Source organism: Streptomyces sp. E-08, from assembly GCF_049913095.1.
GTDB lineage: Bacteria > Actinomycetota > Actinomycetes > Streptomycetales > Streptomycetaceae > Streptomyces.
Genome location: NZ_CP183971.1, coordinates 7,438,871 through 7,453,755 on the forward strand (window position 1 = coordinate 7,438,871; position 14,885 = coordinate 7,453,755).

Consider the following 14,885-nt stretch of genomic DNA (forward strand, 5'->3'; position numbering starts at 1 on the left):
CCCGCACACGGCGGCGGGTCAGCGGGTCGCGCGGGAGGCGTAGGCGCGAACGTCGGCGTCCGGGTCGTCCGCCGCCCCGGCGAGCGCGGCCCGGGCCGCGGGTTCGGCCCGGTGGGCCAGCAGCGACAGGACGGCGGCCTTGCGCACGTCCGCGTTCGGATCGGCGAGCGCCCCCGCGAGCGCGGGGACGGCGAGTCCCGGCGGCGCCGCGCGGAGGGCGGTCGCCGCCCCGGACCGCACCTGCCAGGCGCCGTCGCCCAGCGCCGTCCCCGCCCCCGCCGCGTACGACGGAGGGCAGCCGGTGCCCGCCAGCGCGGCCAGGGCGGCGCCCCTGACCAGCGGGTCGGGGTCGTCGAGCAGCGGCGCCAGCGGCTCCGGCGCGGGGGACCGTACGGCCGCGAGACCCCGGGCCACCGCGACCCGGACCTCGCGCGCCGGGTCGGCCGCGCCACGCGCGAGCTCCCCGACCGCGTCCACCGAGACCAGGGCCCGGACGGCCTGGACGCGCACCTCCACGGAGGCGTCGGCGAGCGCGTCCGCGAACAGCGGGGCGTCACCGAGCCGCAGGGCCCGCAGGACGTCGAGCGCGGCGGCCCGCACGGCCGGATCGGGCACGCCGAGGGCCTCCCGGAGCCCGTCCCCGAGCGCCGGCTCGGCGGGCAGCACCTCCACCAGCTCCCGCAGCGCGGCCGCGGCCGCGGCCCGGACCGGCGCCGCCCCGTCCTGCAGCCGCGCGGCGAGCGCCGGTCCGGCCCCGGCCGGCGCGGTCTCCCCGAGCGCGGTGACGGCGGCGGCCCGCACGGCCGCATCGGCGTCGTCCAGGAACGGGCCGAGCGCCGCCAGGTCGGGCGAGTCCTCCACGAGCGCCAGCAGCCGGAGGAGCCGGGGGTGCGGTCCGGCGGGCGAGGGAACCCCGGCCGCGGCGGCGGCCGGACGGGGGTCCCGGGCCGCCGGGACAGCGTCCCGTGCCCCGGCGGTGGCCACCGGCACGAGCTCCACCTCACCGAGGAGCCGCTCGGGACCGCCGGGCGGCGAGAACTCCGGCACCGGCACGACGTACGGCTCGACGGGCCGAGCCGTGAACTCCATCGCCCCGGCGGGGGACTTGCGCAGGTCCAGGTGGTGCAGCCAGCCGGTGTCGTCCCGCTCGGGGTGGTCGAGCCGCTCGTGGTAGAGGCCCCACCGCGACTCCGTCCGGGCGAGCGAGGCCCGCGCCGCCATCTCGGCGCAGTCCCGGATGAACGACACCTCCGCGCACCGCATCAGTTCGTGCGCCGTACGGGCCCCCATGCCGCTGATCTCCGCGGACATCCGGTCGAACGCCTCCACGGCCAGGGAGAGTTTCGCGCCCGTCTTCGGCGGTGCCACGTAGTCGTTGACGAACCGGCGCAGCTTGTACTCGACCTGCGGCTGCGGCGGCCCGTCGGGGTTCCGCAGCGGCCGGTAGACGAGCTCGTGCGCGGCCGCCACCTGCGCGCTGTCCAGCTCGCCCTCGTACGCCCGGTACCGGGACGCGTCCTCGCCCGCCAGGTCCCCGAAGACGAACGCGCCGATCATGTAGTTGTGCGGTACGGAGGCCAGGTCGCCGGCCGCGTACAGCCGGGGCACGGTCGTGCGGGCGTGGTCGTCGACCCGTACCCCGGAGGCGGAATGCCCGCCGCACAGGCCGATCTCCGAGATGTGCATCTCGATGTCGTGGGTCCGGTAGTCGTGTCCCCGGTTCTCGTGGAAGGTGCCCCGGGTGGGCCGCTCCGTGGTGTGCAGGATCGACTCGACGGCGCCGATGGTCTCCTCCGGGAGATGACTCAGCTTCAGGTACACCGGCCCCCGGTCCGAGGCGAGTTCGGCCGCGAACTCGGCCATCATCTGCCCCGACCAGTAGTCCGACTCGACGAACCGCTCGCCGTGCCGGTTCACCTGGTACCCGCCGAACGGGTTGGCGACGTAGGCGCAGGCGGGCCCGTTGTAGTCCTTGATCAGGGGGTTGATCTGGAAGCACTCGATCCCGGTGAGCGCGGCGCCCGCGTGGTACGCCATCGCATAGCCGTCGCCGGCGTTCGTCGGGTTCTCGTAGGTGCCGTACAGATAGCCGGAGGCGGGCAGGCCGAGCCGCCCGCAGGGGCCGGTGGCCAGGATCACGGCGCCCGCGCGGACGACGACGAACTCCCCGGTGCGGGTGTGGAACCCGGCCGCGCCGACGGCCCGGCCGTCCTCGGGGTGGGTGAGGATCCGGACCGGCATGACCCGGTTCTCGATCCGGATCCGCTCCCGCATCTCGCGGCGCCGCAACTGCCGGTAGAGGACCTTCTTCACGTCCTTTCCCTCGGGCATCGGCAGCACGTAGGAACCGGACCGGTGCACCTGGCGGACCGCGTACTCCCCGTGCTCGTCCTTCTCGAACTTCACCCCGTACGACTCCAGGCGCCTGACCATCGCGAAGCCGCGGGTCGCCGTCTGCCGGACGGTGGACTGGTCGACGAGTCCGTCGTTCGCGCGCGTGATCTCGGCGACGTAGTCGTCGGGTTCGGCCCGGCCTGGCACGACCGCGTTGTTGACACCGTCCATGCCCATCGCCAGCGCGCCGGAGTGGCGGACGTGCGCCTTCTCCAGGAGCAGGACGTCCGCCCCGCGCTCGGCGGCGGTCAGGGCGGCCATCGTGCCGGCGGTGCCGCCGCCGATCACGAGCACGTCGCAGGAGAGCTCCGTCGCGGCGGCGAGGTCGGGGACGGTCAGGGGGGTGGCCATGTCCACGGGAGGGGACCTTTCGGAAGGCTTTCAGAGGGAGTCGAGGACGCGGCGGCGCAGCGCCTCCGTCGCGGGGGCGTGCAGGGCGTCCCGCACCCGCGGGTGCGGCACGTCCAGGACCTCGCCGGAGGCGAACAGGACGACCCGGTCGCCGAGATGGAGCGCCTCGTCCACGTCGTGCGTGACGAAGACGACGGTCGCGCCCGTGCCGCGCAGGATCTCCACGAGGAGGTCCTGCATACCGGCGCGGGTCGTTGCGTCGAGCGCGCCGAACGGCTCGTCCATCAGGACCGCCCGGGGCCGCCCGGCGAGCGCGCGGGCCAGCTGCACGCGCTGGCGCTGCCCGCCTGACAGCCGGTGCGGCAGCCGGTGCGCGTGACCGGCGAGACCGACCCGCTCCAGCCACTCGTCCGCCGAGCGGCGCCGCTCGGCCTGCGGGACACGGCGGATCGCGAGCGGCAGCTCCACGTTGGCGCGGACCGAACGCCAGGGCAGCAGCGCGTCGTGCTGGAAGACGAGCGCCCGGTCCGCGCCGGGCCGGCGCACCGGCTCGCCGTCCTGGGTGACCCGGCCCTCCAGCGGGGGCAGCAGCCCGGCGAGCGTCCGCAGCAGGGTCGTCTTGCCGCAGCCGGAGGGACCGACCACGGTCAGGAGTTCACCGGGGGCGACCCGCAGTGCGACGGGACCGGACACGGCGGCGCCGTCCGGACGGCCGAGCCGCACTCCGTGCAGGGCGAGTTCGGCGCCGGCCGGAGGGGCGGCGTTCGGCGGGATCACGGCCGCGCTCATGGCACCGGCTCCTTCTCGGGTACGGGGACGACGACGGCGGTGCGGACGGGTGCCTCGTCCGCGGGGGAGTCCGGCGCGCGGGAGGGGACGTGCCCGCCGCGCTCGGCGGGGCTCGGCAGCCAGGCCGTGACCCGGCGGCCGAGCGCCTCGACCGCCGTCGAGGTGAGCCGGCCCAGGACGCCGATGGTGGCCATGCCGACGAAGACCCCCGGGTAGTCGACGACCGTGTAGTCCTGCCAGGTGCGGTAGCCCACCCCGTACTCGCCGGAGATCATCTCCGCCGAGATCACACAGATCCACGCGACGCCGATGCCCACCGACAGACCGCCGAAGATGCCCGGCAGGGAGCCCGGCAGGACCACCGAGAACAGCACCCGGGCCCGGCCCCCGCCCAGGGTGAGCACGGCCTCCTCCCACGCCGGGTCGAGCGCCCGCACCGCGTGCCGGGTCGACACGAGGACGGGGAACAGGGCGGCGGCGCAGGTGATGAAGACGATGCCCTGCTCGTTCGTGGGCAGCAGCAGGATCGCGACCGGCACCAGGGCGATGGCCGGGATCGGCCGTACCACCTCCACCAGCGGTCCCAGGGTGTCCGCGGCCCACCGGGACCGGGCCACGGCCGTCCCCGCGGCCACGCCGAGGACGGCCGCGAGGAGGAAGCCCAGCGCGATCCGGCGCAGACTGTGGCCGAGGTCCTGCCAGTACGCCTCGGTGCCGATCCGGTCGGCGAGCGCGGAGGCGACCTCGACGACCGTCGGGAACTGCTCGAACCGCAGCCACAGATTGACGTCCAGGGAGGTCAGCAGCTGCCAGACGCCGAGCGCCGCGAGCGGGGAGGCCACCCGGACCAGGCGGCGGCCGGGGCCCGTGGCGCTCACGACGCGAGCCCCACGGCGTCCGCGTACGACAGGATCCGGGAGCCGGCGTGCCCGGAGAGGTACCGCTCCGCGCCCTCCCGGGTCACGAACGCGCGGAACTCCCCGCCGTCCACGACCCAGACCGCGCGGTCCGCGAACCAGAGCGTCCCGGTCACCGCGTCCGGCACGTAGGCCGCCCGCACCCGGGCGCCCTTCACGGCCTTGAGGAGCGCCTTCGGGCTATCGAAGGAACGGGTCGAGTCCTGGCCCGCCGGCCACAGCTCGGCCCGCGCGGCACGCGCCTTCGGGTACGCGGCGCCCGGCACCGCGCGCCGCAGCGGAGCCGCGTCGACGAAGGCGTCCACGTCGACGTCCTTCACCAGGCCGGCCTCCTTCAGGACCGGGACGTCCTCCTTGAGCGCGGAGACCAGCTCGGGGCGGAGCGCCGGGTCGAAGGTCGCGATGCCCTGGGCGCCGTTGTAGAGGTAGACCACCTCGGCCGGCAGCCCGGTCTCCTTCGCCACCGACTCGGCGGAGGCCACCGGCCGGCGGCGCAGCTCGTCCGTGGCCCGCCGCTGCGCGCGCAGGAACGCGTCGAGGACCTCCGGCCGCTCCTTCGCGAACCGCTCGCGGACGGTGACCCCGTGGAAGGTCGGCAGGTTCAGCTCGGCCCCGTCGTACAGCGCCGTCGCACGGCCCTGGAAGGCGAGCAGACCCGGCCAGGCGACGAACTGGGACAGCGCGTCCGCCGATCCCGCCGTCAGCGCCGAAGCGCCCACGCTCGGCTGCTGGTTGACCTTCTGGACGTCCTTCGCCGGATCGAGCCCGGCCCGCCGCAGGGCCCGCACCAGCGTCCCGTCGGCGGCCGAACCGACACTGGTCGACACCTTGCGGCCCTTGAGGTCCCGCAGCGATCGCAGCGGCGAACCGGGCGCCCTGACCACGGTGTTGAGGCCACCGCGCAGGTTGTACCCGGTCACCGCGACGAGCCGCGTCGGCTCCTTGAGCTGCTTGCCGCGCGCCGCGTTGATCAGCAGGGGGAAGTCGCCCATCGAACCGATGTCGATCTTCCCCGCGGTCATCTGGGCGGTGATCGGAGCCCCGGTCGCATAGTCCTGCCAGACGACCCTGTACGTCCTCCCGTCCTTCCGGCCTCGCGCCGCGAGCTCCTCCTCGAAGTAGCCGAGGGAGCGCAGCAGAGTGCCGGCGGTGACGGTGTTGATGGTCTTCGACTGATAGCCGACCGTCACCGTGACCGCCTTCCCGCCCGCGGAGCCGTCGGCGCCCCCGCCGCCGCAGGCGGTGGCGAGCGGCAGGAGCAGGGCGAGGGGGAGGGACAGGGCAAGTCTTCGTGACTGCATGGGAGTTCGGCCTTTCACCGGAGCAGGTAGGGCATGTTGACGGTCACCGCGCCGGTGGGACAGCGGGCGGCGCACGGGCCGCAGTACCAGCACTCGTCCACGTGCATGTAGGCCTTGCCGTCCTCCTCGCGGATCGCGAGCGAGTCGAGCGGGCACATGTCGACGCAGAGCGTGCAGCCGTCGATGCACTTCGACTCGTCGACGGTCACGGGCACGTCGCCGCGCTGGGGGACCACAGGCATGGCTGTCTCCAGGAAAGGGGTGTACGGGGGAGCCGAAGGGTTCAGAGGGAGCGGCGGAGCACGCCGCTCATGGTGATGCGGTCGCCGCGGAACCGGATGAACTCCAGGTCCACCGGCCGCCCGTCGGGCAGACAGGTCAGCCGCTCCAGCATCAGGACGGCGGCGCCGCGCGGCGCCTGGAGGACGGCGGCGGAGTGCGCGTCGGCGTTGACGGCCTCCAGGGTGATCTCCGCGTGCCCGAGCGGACCGCCGGTCAGCTGCTCCAGGAGCCGGAACACGTCCGTGTTCTCCAGGTCGCAGCCGAGGAGCTCACCCCCGACGTCCATCGGGAGGTACGACAGGTCCAGCGACAGCGGCAGCCCGTTCAGGCGGCGCAGCCGCTCGATGCAGAGCACGTCCGTGTGCTCGGGCAGGCCCAGCCGGTGGGCCACCGGACCGGGGGCGCCGACCGGGCCCATGGTCCGGACCTCGTTGGTGACCCGGCCGTGCTCGTGCAGCGTCTCCGCGAGACCCTGGAGCCGGTCCAGGCCGTGCGGGTACTTCTCGCACACCACCACCGTCCCGACGCCCGGCTGCCGGGCGACCAGCTGCTCACCGCGCAGCAGGTCGAGGGCCTGCCGGACGGTGTTGCGACTGGCCCGGTAGTCGGCCGCGATGACGTCCTCCAGGGGAAGGACCCCACCGGGGAAGCCGCCCGCCAGGATCTGGTGCCGCAGCAGGTCGGCGAGCTGCCGCGCCCGGTCGGCGCGCAGCCGCCGGCGGCGGGCTGCGGCGACGGGGCGGGCGGCGGGAGCGGGTTCGGCGGGCATGGCACGGAACGTAGCGGTGGACCGGCCCCGGTGGTGTTGCCGCAGTATTGCGCCACCTGACACACCCTCCGTACGTCCCTGACCTGCGGCGACGGCGGGACGGCGGCGAGATCCGCCACCCCGGCGCCCAGCCCGTGGACAGCCGTCCGCCCACCATGTGGGAGACCTCAGGAAGCCGGGCCGTGCACCTGGATCCGCAGGGCGACCGACAGGTGGTGGTGCAGCATGCCGAGGACCGGCTCGTCCGGGGCGAACAGACCGGCGGCGAGCTTCCAGTACCGGGGCAGCACCGGACTGTCGTCCAGGGCGAGCAGGCCGATGAGCCGGCGCCGGAAGGCCGGTGTGTCCGCCTCCCCGCACGCGTGGGCGTAGGCGGCGACGAAGCAGTCCAGGGCCCCGCCGTCCTGCGGCGCCCGCCCGGCCAGCACCTCGGCCGAGGCGAGACCGTACGCCTCGGCCAGACCCTCGTACAGCACGACGGGACGGTACTCGCCGTCCGGGAGCGGCGGCCCGGGCCGGAACTCCGGCCGTTCCAGGCGCGGGTCGGTGACGAGCGCGTGCAGCCGGGCGAAGGCGAGCACCTGCTCGGGGTCCGGCTCCTCCGGAGGCCGCGGCACCACGGCGTCCAGGACCATGGAGACCACCGGCCGCGGCAGGCGCGCGGGCAGCGCACGCCGCCAGAACCGGGCCAGGGCGTCCGTGTCGGGCGGGGCGGGCAGCGCGCCGAGCAGCCGCAGTCGTTCCGTCCGTTCCCCGGCGGCGCAGTCCCGCAGCAGCCGCAGCGAGGCCTCCTTCCAGCGCAGCGCCACCAGCTGGGAGCCCACGTCCCGCAGCCGCCCCGCGACGGCCTCCTCCAGCGCCCCGCCGGCCCCGTCGTCCTCCAGCACCCGCTCCACCTCGGGAACCGGCAGGTCGAGCGAGCGCAGGGACCGGATGAACCGCAGCCGGTCCACCGCCTCGGCCCCGTACCTGCGATGCCCCCCGGAACTCCGGCCCGCCTCGGGCAGCAGACCCCGGTCCGAGTAGAACCGCACGGTCTTGACGGTCACCCCCGCCCGCGCCGCCAGCTCGCCGATGCTCCACAGACCGTCGGACGACACGAGGTGGACCTCCTTGAGCGGGACCCGATCGACTCCGGGCCCACCCATTCTGACGTCCCGCCGGCCCGCCCCGGACGGCTCCCTTGAATCTCCCGCAGGGGGAGTTCCTAGCGTGACCGCGAGAGATCCCCGAGAGATCCCCCGGACATCCCCGAGAGATCCCCGAGAGAAGACGAGGAGACGGTCATGACGGCTTTCGTGCTGGTGTCGGACGTGTTCACCGGCGGCTGGGTGTGGGAGGAGACCGCCGCCCGGCTGCGGGCGGCGGGAGCGGAGGCGTACCCCGTGACCCTGACCGGGACGGGGGACCGGCGCGCCGAGGCCGGTCCCGGGACCGGCCTGGAGACGCACATCAGCGAACTGGTCCGCCTCGTCGACGGGATCACGGCGGCCGAGGTGGTCCTCGTGGGACACGGGTACGGCCTGCACCCGGTCCTCGGCGCCGCCGACCGGCGCCCCGGGCGCGTCGCCCGCATCGTCTCCGTCGACACGGGACCGCCGCAGGGCGGCGACGCGGCCGTCCGCTCCGTACCCGACCCGGAGGTCCGCGAGCTGGTCGCCGCACGGCCCGGCGAGCCGGTCCCGCCGCCCGCACCGGGCACCTGGACGCGGTGGGGCAGCGTCGACGGGATCCCCGCCGAGGCCCTCGCACGGCTGGAGAGCGAGGCGGCGCCCCAGCCGGCCGGCACCCTCACCGAGCCGCTCACCCTGACCGGCGCCGCGTCCGCCCTCCCGACCACCGGCGTCCTGTGCGCCGCCAACGGGCAGAGCATCGCCATGGTCGAGATGGCCGTGGCCTCGGGCCCGCCGCAGCTCCGGGTGTTCGCCGAGGACCGCTTCCGCTTCTTCGAACTCCCCACCGGGCACTGGCCGATGCTCTCCGCTCCCGGGGACCTGGCCGAGGTGCTGCTGCGCGCGGCGGCCGGCGAGGGCCACCGGGTGACGGCGCCCGAGCGTGCCCACGAGCAGCCGTCCCACCTCCTGCCCTTCCTCCTCGACGTGCCCGAGCGGCCTCGCGAGCGCGTCGGACGCGTCGACCTCCACCTCCCGGACGCCGACGGACCCCGGCCCGCCGTGGTCTTCGTCCACGGCGGCCCGATCGCCGTGGACCAGCGGCCGACCCCGCGGGACACGCCCTTCTTCCGGGGATACGGCCGCTACGCGGCGAGCCTGGGCGTCGTCGGGGTCACCCTGGACCACCGGCTGCACGGCCTCGCCGACTACGCCCGCGCGGCCGGAGACCTCGCCGAGGCCGTCGAACTGGTCCGCGCCGACCCGCGCGTCGACGGGGAGCGGATCGCGCTCTGGTTCTTCTCCACCGGCGGGCCCCTCGCCGCGGACTGGCTCGCCGCGCCCCCGCCGTGGCTGCGGTGCGTGGCGGCGAACTACCCCGCCCTGGCCCCGCTGCCCGGATGGGACGCGGTGGAAGCCCGCTTCCGCCCGGTGGACACCGTGGGCACGGCGGACGGGCCGCCGGTCGTGCTGACCCGCGCGGGTCTGGAGCACGAGGTCTTCACGGCGACCGTCGAGGCGTTCCTGACGGCCGCGAAGGAGCGCGGCGCCGACGTCGAGGTCGTCGACGCGCCGCACGCCCACCACGCCTTCGAACTGGTCGATCCCACCGACGAGTCCCGGGCGGTCGTGGAGCGGTCGATGCGCGCGGTCCTCGCCCGGCTGACGGACTGACCCGCACGCGGGCCGGGGGGATGGGCTCCCCCCGGCCCGCACTCACCCGTGCACCGACCGCCTGCCGCGTCGGGGCACGGAGTCCAGGAGGAGCCGGGTGTACGGGTGCTCCGGCGCGTCCAGGACGCGCCCGGTCGGCCCCGTCTCCACGACCTGGCCGGACTTCAGGACCAGCACCTCGTCCGCGATGTGCCGGACCACCGCGAGGTCGTGCGTGACGAACAGGTAGCCGATGCCCGACTCGCGGCGGATGGCGCCGAGGAGTTCGAGGATCTGCGCCTGGATCGACACGTCGAGCGCGGCGACCGCCTCGTCGAGGACGAGGACCCGGGGCTCCACGGCGAGGGCGCGGGCGATCGCCACGCGCTGACGCTGACCGCCGGAGAGCCCCCGGGGCAGCGCCGCGGCCTCGCGCGCGCCCAGACCGACCTGGTCGAGGAGTTCCGCGACACGGGTCCGGCGGCCGGCCGGGTCGAGGTCCGTGTGCAGGCGCAGGACCTCGTCGAGGCAGCCCGAGACGGTCACCCGGGGATCCAGCGACAGATACGGGTCCTGGAAGACCATCTGGATCTCCCGGGCCCTGGCGAGCCGTTCGGCCCGGCCCCGCGGACGGGTGGAGCGGTCCCGGCCGTCGAGGCGGACCGTGCCGCCGTCCGGGCGCTCCAGGCCCACGAGCATGCGGACCGTGGTCGTCTTGCCGCTGCCGGACTCGCCGACGAGGGCGAGCGAGGACCCGGGTGCGAGGGCGAAGGACACGCCGTCGACGGCGGTGTGGTCCCCGTACCGCTTGCGCAGGCCCTCGACGACCAGACCCTGCTTGAGTGCGACGGGCGGGACGGTCACAGGGTGATCCCTTCTTCGGCGCGGTGGCAGGCGGCGAGCCCGTCCCCGTGGCGTACGAGCGCGGGCGTCTCCTCGGTGCAGCGCGGCAGCGCGTGCGCGCAGCGCGCGGCGAAGGAGCAGCCGGGCGGCGCCTCCGCGAGGGAGACCGGGCGGCCGGGGATCGGCCGGGGGGCCGGCGCGCCCGGTTCGATGCGCGGGGTGCAGGCGAGCAGTCCCGCCGTGTACGGGTGGCGGGGGCGGTCGAAGAGCTCGTCCGTGGACCGCGTCTCCACGATCCGGCCCGCGTACATGACGTACACCCGGTCGCAGATAGCGGCGGCCAGTTCGAGGTCGTGGGTGACGAACAGCATGCCCGTGCCCCGCTCGGCCCGAAGCCGGGCCAGGATCGAGATGACCTCGGCCTGGGTGGTGACGTCGAGCGCGGTCGTCGGCTCGTCGGCGACGAGGAGGTCCGGCTCGCTCGCGAGGGCGGCCGCGATGACGACCCGCTGGAGCATGCCGCCGGAGAACTGGTGCGGATGGCGGCGCAGGGCGCCGCGCGGGTCGCGGATGCCGACCGCGTCGAGGAGTTCCTCGGCGCGTGCGGTCGCCTCGGCGGCGGGCGTGCCGGCCGCGCGCAGCCCCTCGGTGAGGAAGTCGCCCACCCGCCGCAGCGGGTTGACGGAGGCCCGCGGGTCCTGGAAGACCATTGAGACCTGCCGGGACCGCACGGCGGTGAGCTCGGCGCGGTTCATCGCGAGCACGTCCCGCCCGGCGACCCGGACCTCCCCCTCGGTGCGGGCGCCGCCGGGCAGCAGCCCGAGGACGCTGCGGCAGGCCACGGACTTGCCGGAGCCGGACTCGCCGACCAGGCCGACCGTCTCGCCCGGCCGCACGGTCAGGCTGACGCCGTCCAGGATGGGCCGGGCGGCCCGGTCGCCGGCCAGCCGGACGCCGAGGCCCTCGATCTCCAGGACCGGTGCTTTCGCCACCGTACTCATCGCGTTCACCGTTCCCGCTTCGCGATCCGGTCGGCGAGCCCCTCGCCGACGATGCCGAACGCCACCACGGCGAGCACGATGCACGCGGAGGGCGCGAGGGCCGGCAGCATCGCCCCCTGCAGGACGGCCGCCTGCCCCTCGTTGATCATGGCGCCCCAGTCGGCGGCCGGCGGCTGTACCCCGAAGCCGAGGAAGGACAGCGCCGCCAGGTCCATCAGCGCGTACCCGAAGTTCATCGCGGACTGCGCGAAGACCGTCGGCGCGATGTTGGGCAGCAGATGGCGCACGCACACGGTCCAGCCGGACCAGCCCTGCACCCGGTACGCCTCGATGTACGGCCGGGCCTTCTCCTGCCGGGCGATGCCCCGGACGAGCCGGCCCACGTACGGCGTGTACGCGACGGACATGGCGATCACGGGCGCGGTGAGTCCCGAGCCGACGACCGACACCAGCAGGATCGCGAGCAGCAGACCGGGGATCGCGAAGACCATGTCCATGGAGCGGGAGAGCATCGTGTCCACCCAGCCGCCCCGCCAGGCCGCCACCACACCGAGGACGGTGCCGAGGAGGGTGGAGACGCCGACGACGAGCAGCGGTCCGAGCAGTCCGGTGCGGGCGCCGTGGAGCAGCCGGGACAGGACGTCCCGGCCCGACTGGTCCGTACCGAGGAGGTGGTCGCCCGTCGTACCGACGAGGCTCGCCGACAGGTCGAGCGCCTCGGGGTCGTACGGGGAGAGGACGGGCGCGAGCACGGCGACCAGGACGAGCAGCGCGAGCACCGCGACCGAGACCGCGAAGAGCGGTCCCTGGCCGAACAGGCGCAGCACGCGCAGCCCCGGCCTGCGGTACGGCAGTGCGGAGGTGGTGGAGGTCATGAGGAGCCTTCCCCGAGGGAGAGACGGGGGTCGATGAGCGGGGCGAGCAGGTCGACGACGAGGTTGACGAGGACGAAGGCCGCCACGCTGAGCAGCGTGATCGCCTGCACGACGGCGAAGTCCTTCGCGGTGACCGACTGCACGAGCAGCGAGCCGAGCCCGGGGACGTCGAAGGCGGTCTCGACGATCGAGGTGGAGATGAGGAGGCCGGCGAGCATCGTGCCGCCGACGGTGACGACCGGGCCGAGCGCGTTGCGCAGCACGTGCCGGCGGACCACGGACCGGCCCGCGACGCCCCGGGCCCGCGCCACCTCGACGTGCTCGCGCCCGAGTTCGTCGAGCATCGCCGAGCGGGTCACCCGGGCGAGGAGTCCCGCGAAGGACAGCGCCAGGGCGAAGGCCGGCAGGGTCAGCTGGTACAGCCGGTCGGAGAGGCCCTCGGGGGTGCCGCCGCCGGGCCCCGGGAACCAGCCGAGCTGCACCGAGAAGAGCGAGACGAGCGCGATGGCCGTCACGAACGAGGGCGTGGCGGTGGCGACACCGGTGCCGATGAGCACCGCCCGGTCGGGGACGCCGGGGCGCAGCGCGCCCAGGATGCCGGCCGCGACCCCGAGGACCACGACGAGCACGGCGGCGTAGCCGACGAGCAGGGCGGTGCCGGGCAGCCGCGAGCCGATGAGCGAGGCCACGTCCTGGTGGTACTGCGCGGAGCGGCCGAAGTCGCCGCTCAGGACGCCGCCGAGCCACTTCGCGTACTGGGTGACCAGCGGGTCGTCGAGGTGGTGCTCGGCCCGCAGGGCCGCCACGGTCGCGGGGGTGGCGGGGCGGCCGTGCAGGAGGAACGACACCGGGTCGCCGGGGGCCAGGTGGATCGAGCCGAAGACCACGAGGGAGGTCACGAACAGCACCGCCGCCAGGCCGAGGAGCCGTCCGACGAGGTAGCGCGTCATCGCTGGGAGGCCCCGATCGTCGCGGCCCAGGGGAAGTAGAGCTGGGAGATGCCGGTCGGGGCGCCGGTGATCCGCTTGCCGAGGAAGACCGAGTAGGGCGCCTCGTACACGGGGATGATCGGCAGCTGGTCCATCGCGATCTTCTGGAGCTTCGCGGTGAGTTCGGCGCGCTTGGCGGGGTCGGGCTCGGAGTTGGCCCGGTCGAAGGCGACGTCGTACTCGGCGTCGGACCAGCGGCCGTAGTTCCCGAAGTCGCCGGTGCGCAGGTACTGGTAGAACTCCAGCGGGTCGGGCGTGTTGTCGTAGCCGTTGGTGATGACGAGGTCGAGGCCCTCGCGCGCGTCCGGGTCGACGAAGATGCTGCTGTACGCGTCGGGGGAGACCGGCTTCAGCTTGACGTCGAGGCCGATCCGGCGGCCGGCGTCCTGGACGGCGTTGGCGACGACGCTGATCTCCGGCGCGAGCGAACTCGTGACGATGGTGATCGTCCGGCCGGTCGCGTGGGCCTCCTGGACGAGCTTCTTGGCGGCCTCGACGTCGTACACGGGCTCGGGCAGCGTGTCGTAGAGCTCCGCGGTCCTCTCCGGGGCCAGTGCCCACGCGCCGCGCGCGGCGGGGGCCTTGGCGGGGACGCCGACGCCACCGGCCGCGGCCTTGATGATGTTCTTCCGGTCGAGGGCCATCGACAGGGCCTGGCGGACCTTGAGGTTGCCCAGCGGGCCGTGGAAGTCCAGGACCGCGAGGTCGGCGGCGGCGGTGTTGGGGCCGAAGAGGAGCTTGCCCTTGTCGCTGGAGCGCAGCTGGGCGAAGGAGGAGGACGGGACCAGGTAGCCGCCGTCGGCGGCGCCGGAGAGGAGGGCGTTGGAGCGGGCCGCTGCATCCTCGACGAAGGTGAACTTCACCTTCTCGGACTTCGGGGTGAGGGTCTTGTCCCAGTAGGCGGCGTTCTTCTTCAGGGTGATGCTGTCGCCCTGGGCCCAGCTGTCGAGGGCGTAGGGACCGGTGCAGTTCAGCCTGCCCTTGGGAGTGCCGTAGTCCTTGCCCTCCTTCTTCAGCGAGGCGGCGCTGACGACGGTGCCGGGGGAGGCGGCCATCAGCTCGTGGAAGAGGACGTCGGCCTTGCCGAGGCGGATGGTCACCTCCAGCGGGCCGGTCTTCTCGATGGAGTCGACGGTCTTGAAGGACGAACCCCACGGGGAGCCGGTCTTCGGGTCCATCTGGCGCTTGAACGAGGCGACCACGTCGTCCGCGGTCATCGTGGTGCCGTCGTGGAACTTCACCCCGGGCCGGAGCGTGTAGACGAGGGTGCGCGGGTCGGGCTGCGACCACTTCACGGCGAGACCGGGCACGAGCTTCATGTCGGGCGTGACCCGCAGCAGGGACTCGCACACGTTGGCGAGGACGGTGTTCGGCGGGTAGTCGTACGCGAGGGCGTAGTCGAGCGTGTACGGCTCGGCGTACAGCGACCAGGTGAACGAGTCCAGCGGGCCCTGCGCGGGCGGTGAGGTCGGATCGACCGTGAAGTGCGTGCCGCCGCCGGCCGCCGGCGGCTTCGTGGCGCCGGAGCAGGCGGCGGTGGTGGCCGCGAGCGCGGCGGTACAGGCGAGAAGCGCGATGGCTCTGGGCATGCGCATGGGGACCCACCCCT

The 14,885-nt window shown here is 74.5% G+C and carries 13 protein-coding genes; 1 reads left to right on the forward strand and 12 read right to left on the reverse strand.

Going from position 1 to position 14,885, the window contains the following annotated elements:
* Nucleotides 1-18: 18 nt before the first annotated feature.
* The 7 genes from ACN9MM_RS34215 to ACN9MM_RS34245 all read right to left on the reverse strand — a co-directional run bounded on the left by ACN9MM_RS34215 (nucleotide 19) and on the right by ACN9MM_RS34245 (nucleotide 7,903).
* Nucleotides 19-2,745, reverse strand: coding sequence for a fumarate reductase/succinate dehydrogenase flavoprotein subunit (locus ACN9MM_RS34215; RefSeq protein WP_426368901.1), 2,727 nt, complete (start codon nucleotides 2,743-2,745; stop codon nucleotides 19-21).
* 30 nt (nucleotides 2,746-2,775) lie between these two features.
* Nucleotides 2,776-3,534, reverse strand: coding sequence for an ABC transporter ATP-binding protein (locus tag ACN9MM_RS34220; RefSeq protein WP_426367622.1), 759 nt, complete (start codon nucleotides 3,532-3,534; stop codon nucleotides 2,776-2,778).
* A complete protein-coding gene (locus ACN9MM_RS34225; protein WP_426367623.1) occupies nucleotides 3,531-4,412 on the reverse strand; it encodes an ABC transporter permease in 882 nt (293 codons plus the stop codon). Before ACN9MM_RS34225 ends, ACN9MM_RS34220 begins: the two co-directional genes overlap by 4 nt.
* The gene (locus ACN9MM_RS34230; RefSeq protein ID WP_426367624.1) at nucleotides 4,409-5,752 is read right to left on the reverse strand and encodes an ABC transporter substrate-binding protein; all 1,344 of its coding nucleotides are present in this window, start codon (nucleotides 5,750-5,752) and stop codon (nucleotides 4,409-4,411) included. The genes ACN9MM_RS34225 and ACN9MM_RS34230 overlap by 4 nt, the downstream gene beginning before the upstream one ends.
* A gap of 14 nt (nucleotides 5,753-5,766) precedes the next feature.
* Nucleotides 5,767-5,994 (reverse strand): 4Fe-4S dicluster domain-containing protein, encoded by a 228-nt coding sequence (locus tag ACN9MM_RS34235; protein WP_041132702.1) that lies wholly within the window; start codon nucleotides 5,992-5,994, stop codon nucleotides 5,767-5,769.
* 41 nt (nucleotides 5,995-6,035) lie between these two features.
* A complete protein-coding gene (locus ACN9MM_RS34240) occupies nucleotides 6,036-6,803 on the reverse strand; it encodes a GntR family transcriptional regulator (protein ID WP_382871149.1) in 768 nt (255 codons plus the stop codon).
* A 167-nt stretch (nucleotides 6,804-6,970) separates the two neighbouring features.
* The gene (locus ACN9MM_RS34245) at nucleotides 6,971-7,903 is read right to left on the reverse strand and encodes a MerR family transcriptional regulator (protein ID WP_426367625.1); all 933 of its coding nucleotides are present in this window, start codon (nucleotides 7,901-7,903) and stop codon (nucleotides 6,971-6,973) included.
* A gap of 186 nt (nucleotides 7,904-8,089) precedes the next feature.
* Between ACN9MM_RS34245 and ACN9MM_RS34250 the strand changes: the two genes are divergently transcribed.
* Complete coding sequence (locus ACN9MM_RS34250; protein ID WP_426367626.1) at nucleotides 8,090-9,589, forward strand: dienelactone hydrolase family protein; 1,500 nt, start codon at nucleotides 8,090-8,092, stop codon at nucleotides 9,587-9,589.
* Between the two features lie 42 nt (nucleotides 9,590-9,631).
* On the opposite strand, the gene ACN9MM_RS34255 is transcribed toward ACN9MM_RS34250, so the two are convergent.
* Genes ACN9MM_RS34255 through ACN9MM_RS34275 form a run of 5 tightly spaced genes read right to left on the reverse strand, consistent with a single transcriptional unit; the run spans nucleotide 9,632 to nucleotide 14,871 of the window.
* Entirely contained in the window at nucleotides 9,632-10,432 is an 801-nt protein-coding gene (locus ACN9MM_RS34255) for an ABC transporter ATP-binding protein (protein WP_426367627.1), read from the reverse strand.
* The gene (locus tag ACN9MM_RS34260; protein WP_426367628.1) at nucleotides 10,429-11,412 is read right to left on the reverse strand and encodes an ABC transporter ATP-binding protein; all 984 of its coding nucleotides are present in this window, start codon (nucleotides 11,410-11,412) and stop codon (nucleotides 10,429-10,431) included. Before ACN9MM_RS34260 ends, ACN9MM_RS34255 begins: the two co-directional genes overlap by 4 nt.
* A 5-nt stretch (nucleotides 11,413-11,417) precedes the next feature.
* Nucleotides 11,418-12,287 carry an ABC transporter permease gene (locus ACN9MM_RS34265; protein ID WP_426367629.1) on the reverse strand — a complete coding sequence of 290 codons (870 nt, stop codon included), beginning with the start codon at nucleotides 12,285-12,287 and terminating at the stop codon, nucleotides 11,418-11,420.
* Nucleotides 12,284-13,237 carry an ABC transporter permease gene (locus ACN9MM_RS34270; protein WP_383667133.1) on the reverse strand — a complete coding sequence of 318 codons (954 nt, stop codon included), beginning with the start codon at nucleotides 13,235-13,237 and terminating at the stop codon, nucleotides 12,284-12,286. Before ACN9MM_RS34270 ends, ACN9MM_RS34265 begins: the two co-directional genes overlap by 4 nt.
* Nucleotides 13,234-14,871: an ABC transporter substrate-binding protein gene (locus ACN9MM_RS34275; protein WP_426367630.1), complete on the reverse strand. Its 1,638-nt coding sequence runs from the start codon at nucleotides 14,869-14,871 to the stop codon at nucleotides 13,234-13,236. Before ACN9MM_RS34275 ends, ACN9MM_RS34270 begins: the two co-directional genes overlap by 4 nt.
* Between the last annotated feature and the right edge of the window lie 14 nt (nucleotides 14,872-14,885).

Excerpts from the sequence above, each read along its gene's own strand:
- ACN9MM_RS34235 (WP_041132702.1), bottom strand. The coding sequence starts at position 5,994 with ATGCCTGTGGTCCCCCAGCGCGGCGACGTGCCCGTGACCGTCGACGAG.
- ACN9MM_RS34220 (WP_426367622.1), bottom strand. The coding sequence starts at position 3,534 with ATGAGCGCGGCCGTGATCCCGCCGAACGCCGCCCCTCCGGCCGGCGCC.
- ACN9MM_RS34260 (WP_426367628.1), bottom strand. The coding sequence starts at position 11,412 with ATGAGTACGGTGGCGAAAGCACCGGTCCTGGAGATCGAGGGCCTCGGC.
- ACN9MM_RS34230 (WP_426367624.1), bottom strand. The coding sequence starts at position 5,752 with ATGCAGTCACGAAGACTTGCCCTGTCCCTCCCCCTCGCCCTGCTCCTG.
- ACN9MM_RS34240 (WP_382871149.1), bottom strand. The coding sequence starts at position 6,803 with ATGCCCGCCGAACCCGCTCCCGCCGCCCGCCCCGTCGCCGCAGCCCGC.
- ACN9MM_RS34250 (WP_426367626.1), top strand. The coding sequence starts at position 8,090 with ATGACGGCTTTCGTGCTGGTGTCGGACGTGTTCACCGGCGGCTGGGTG.
- ACN9MM_RS34275 (WP_426367630.1), bottom strand. The coding sequence starts at position 14,871 with ATGCGCATGCCCAGAGCCATCGCGCTTCTCGCCTGTACCGCCGCGCTC.
- ACN9MM_RS34270 (WP_383667133.1), bottom strand. The coding sequence starts at position 13,237 with ATGACGCGCTACCTCGTCGGACGGCTCCTCGGCCTGGCGGCGGTGCTG.
- ACN9MM_RS34215 (WP_426368901.1), bottom strand. The coding sequence starts at position 2,745 with ATGGCCACCCCCCTGACCGTCCCCGACCTCGCCGCCGCGACGGAGCTC.
- ACN9MM_RS34265 (WP_426367629.1), bottom strand. The coding sequence starts at position 12,287 with ATGACCTCCACCACCTCCGCACTGCCGTACCGCAGGCCGGGGCTGCGC.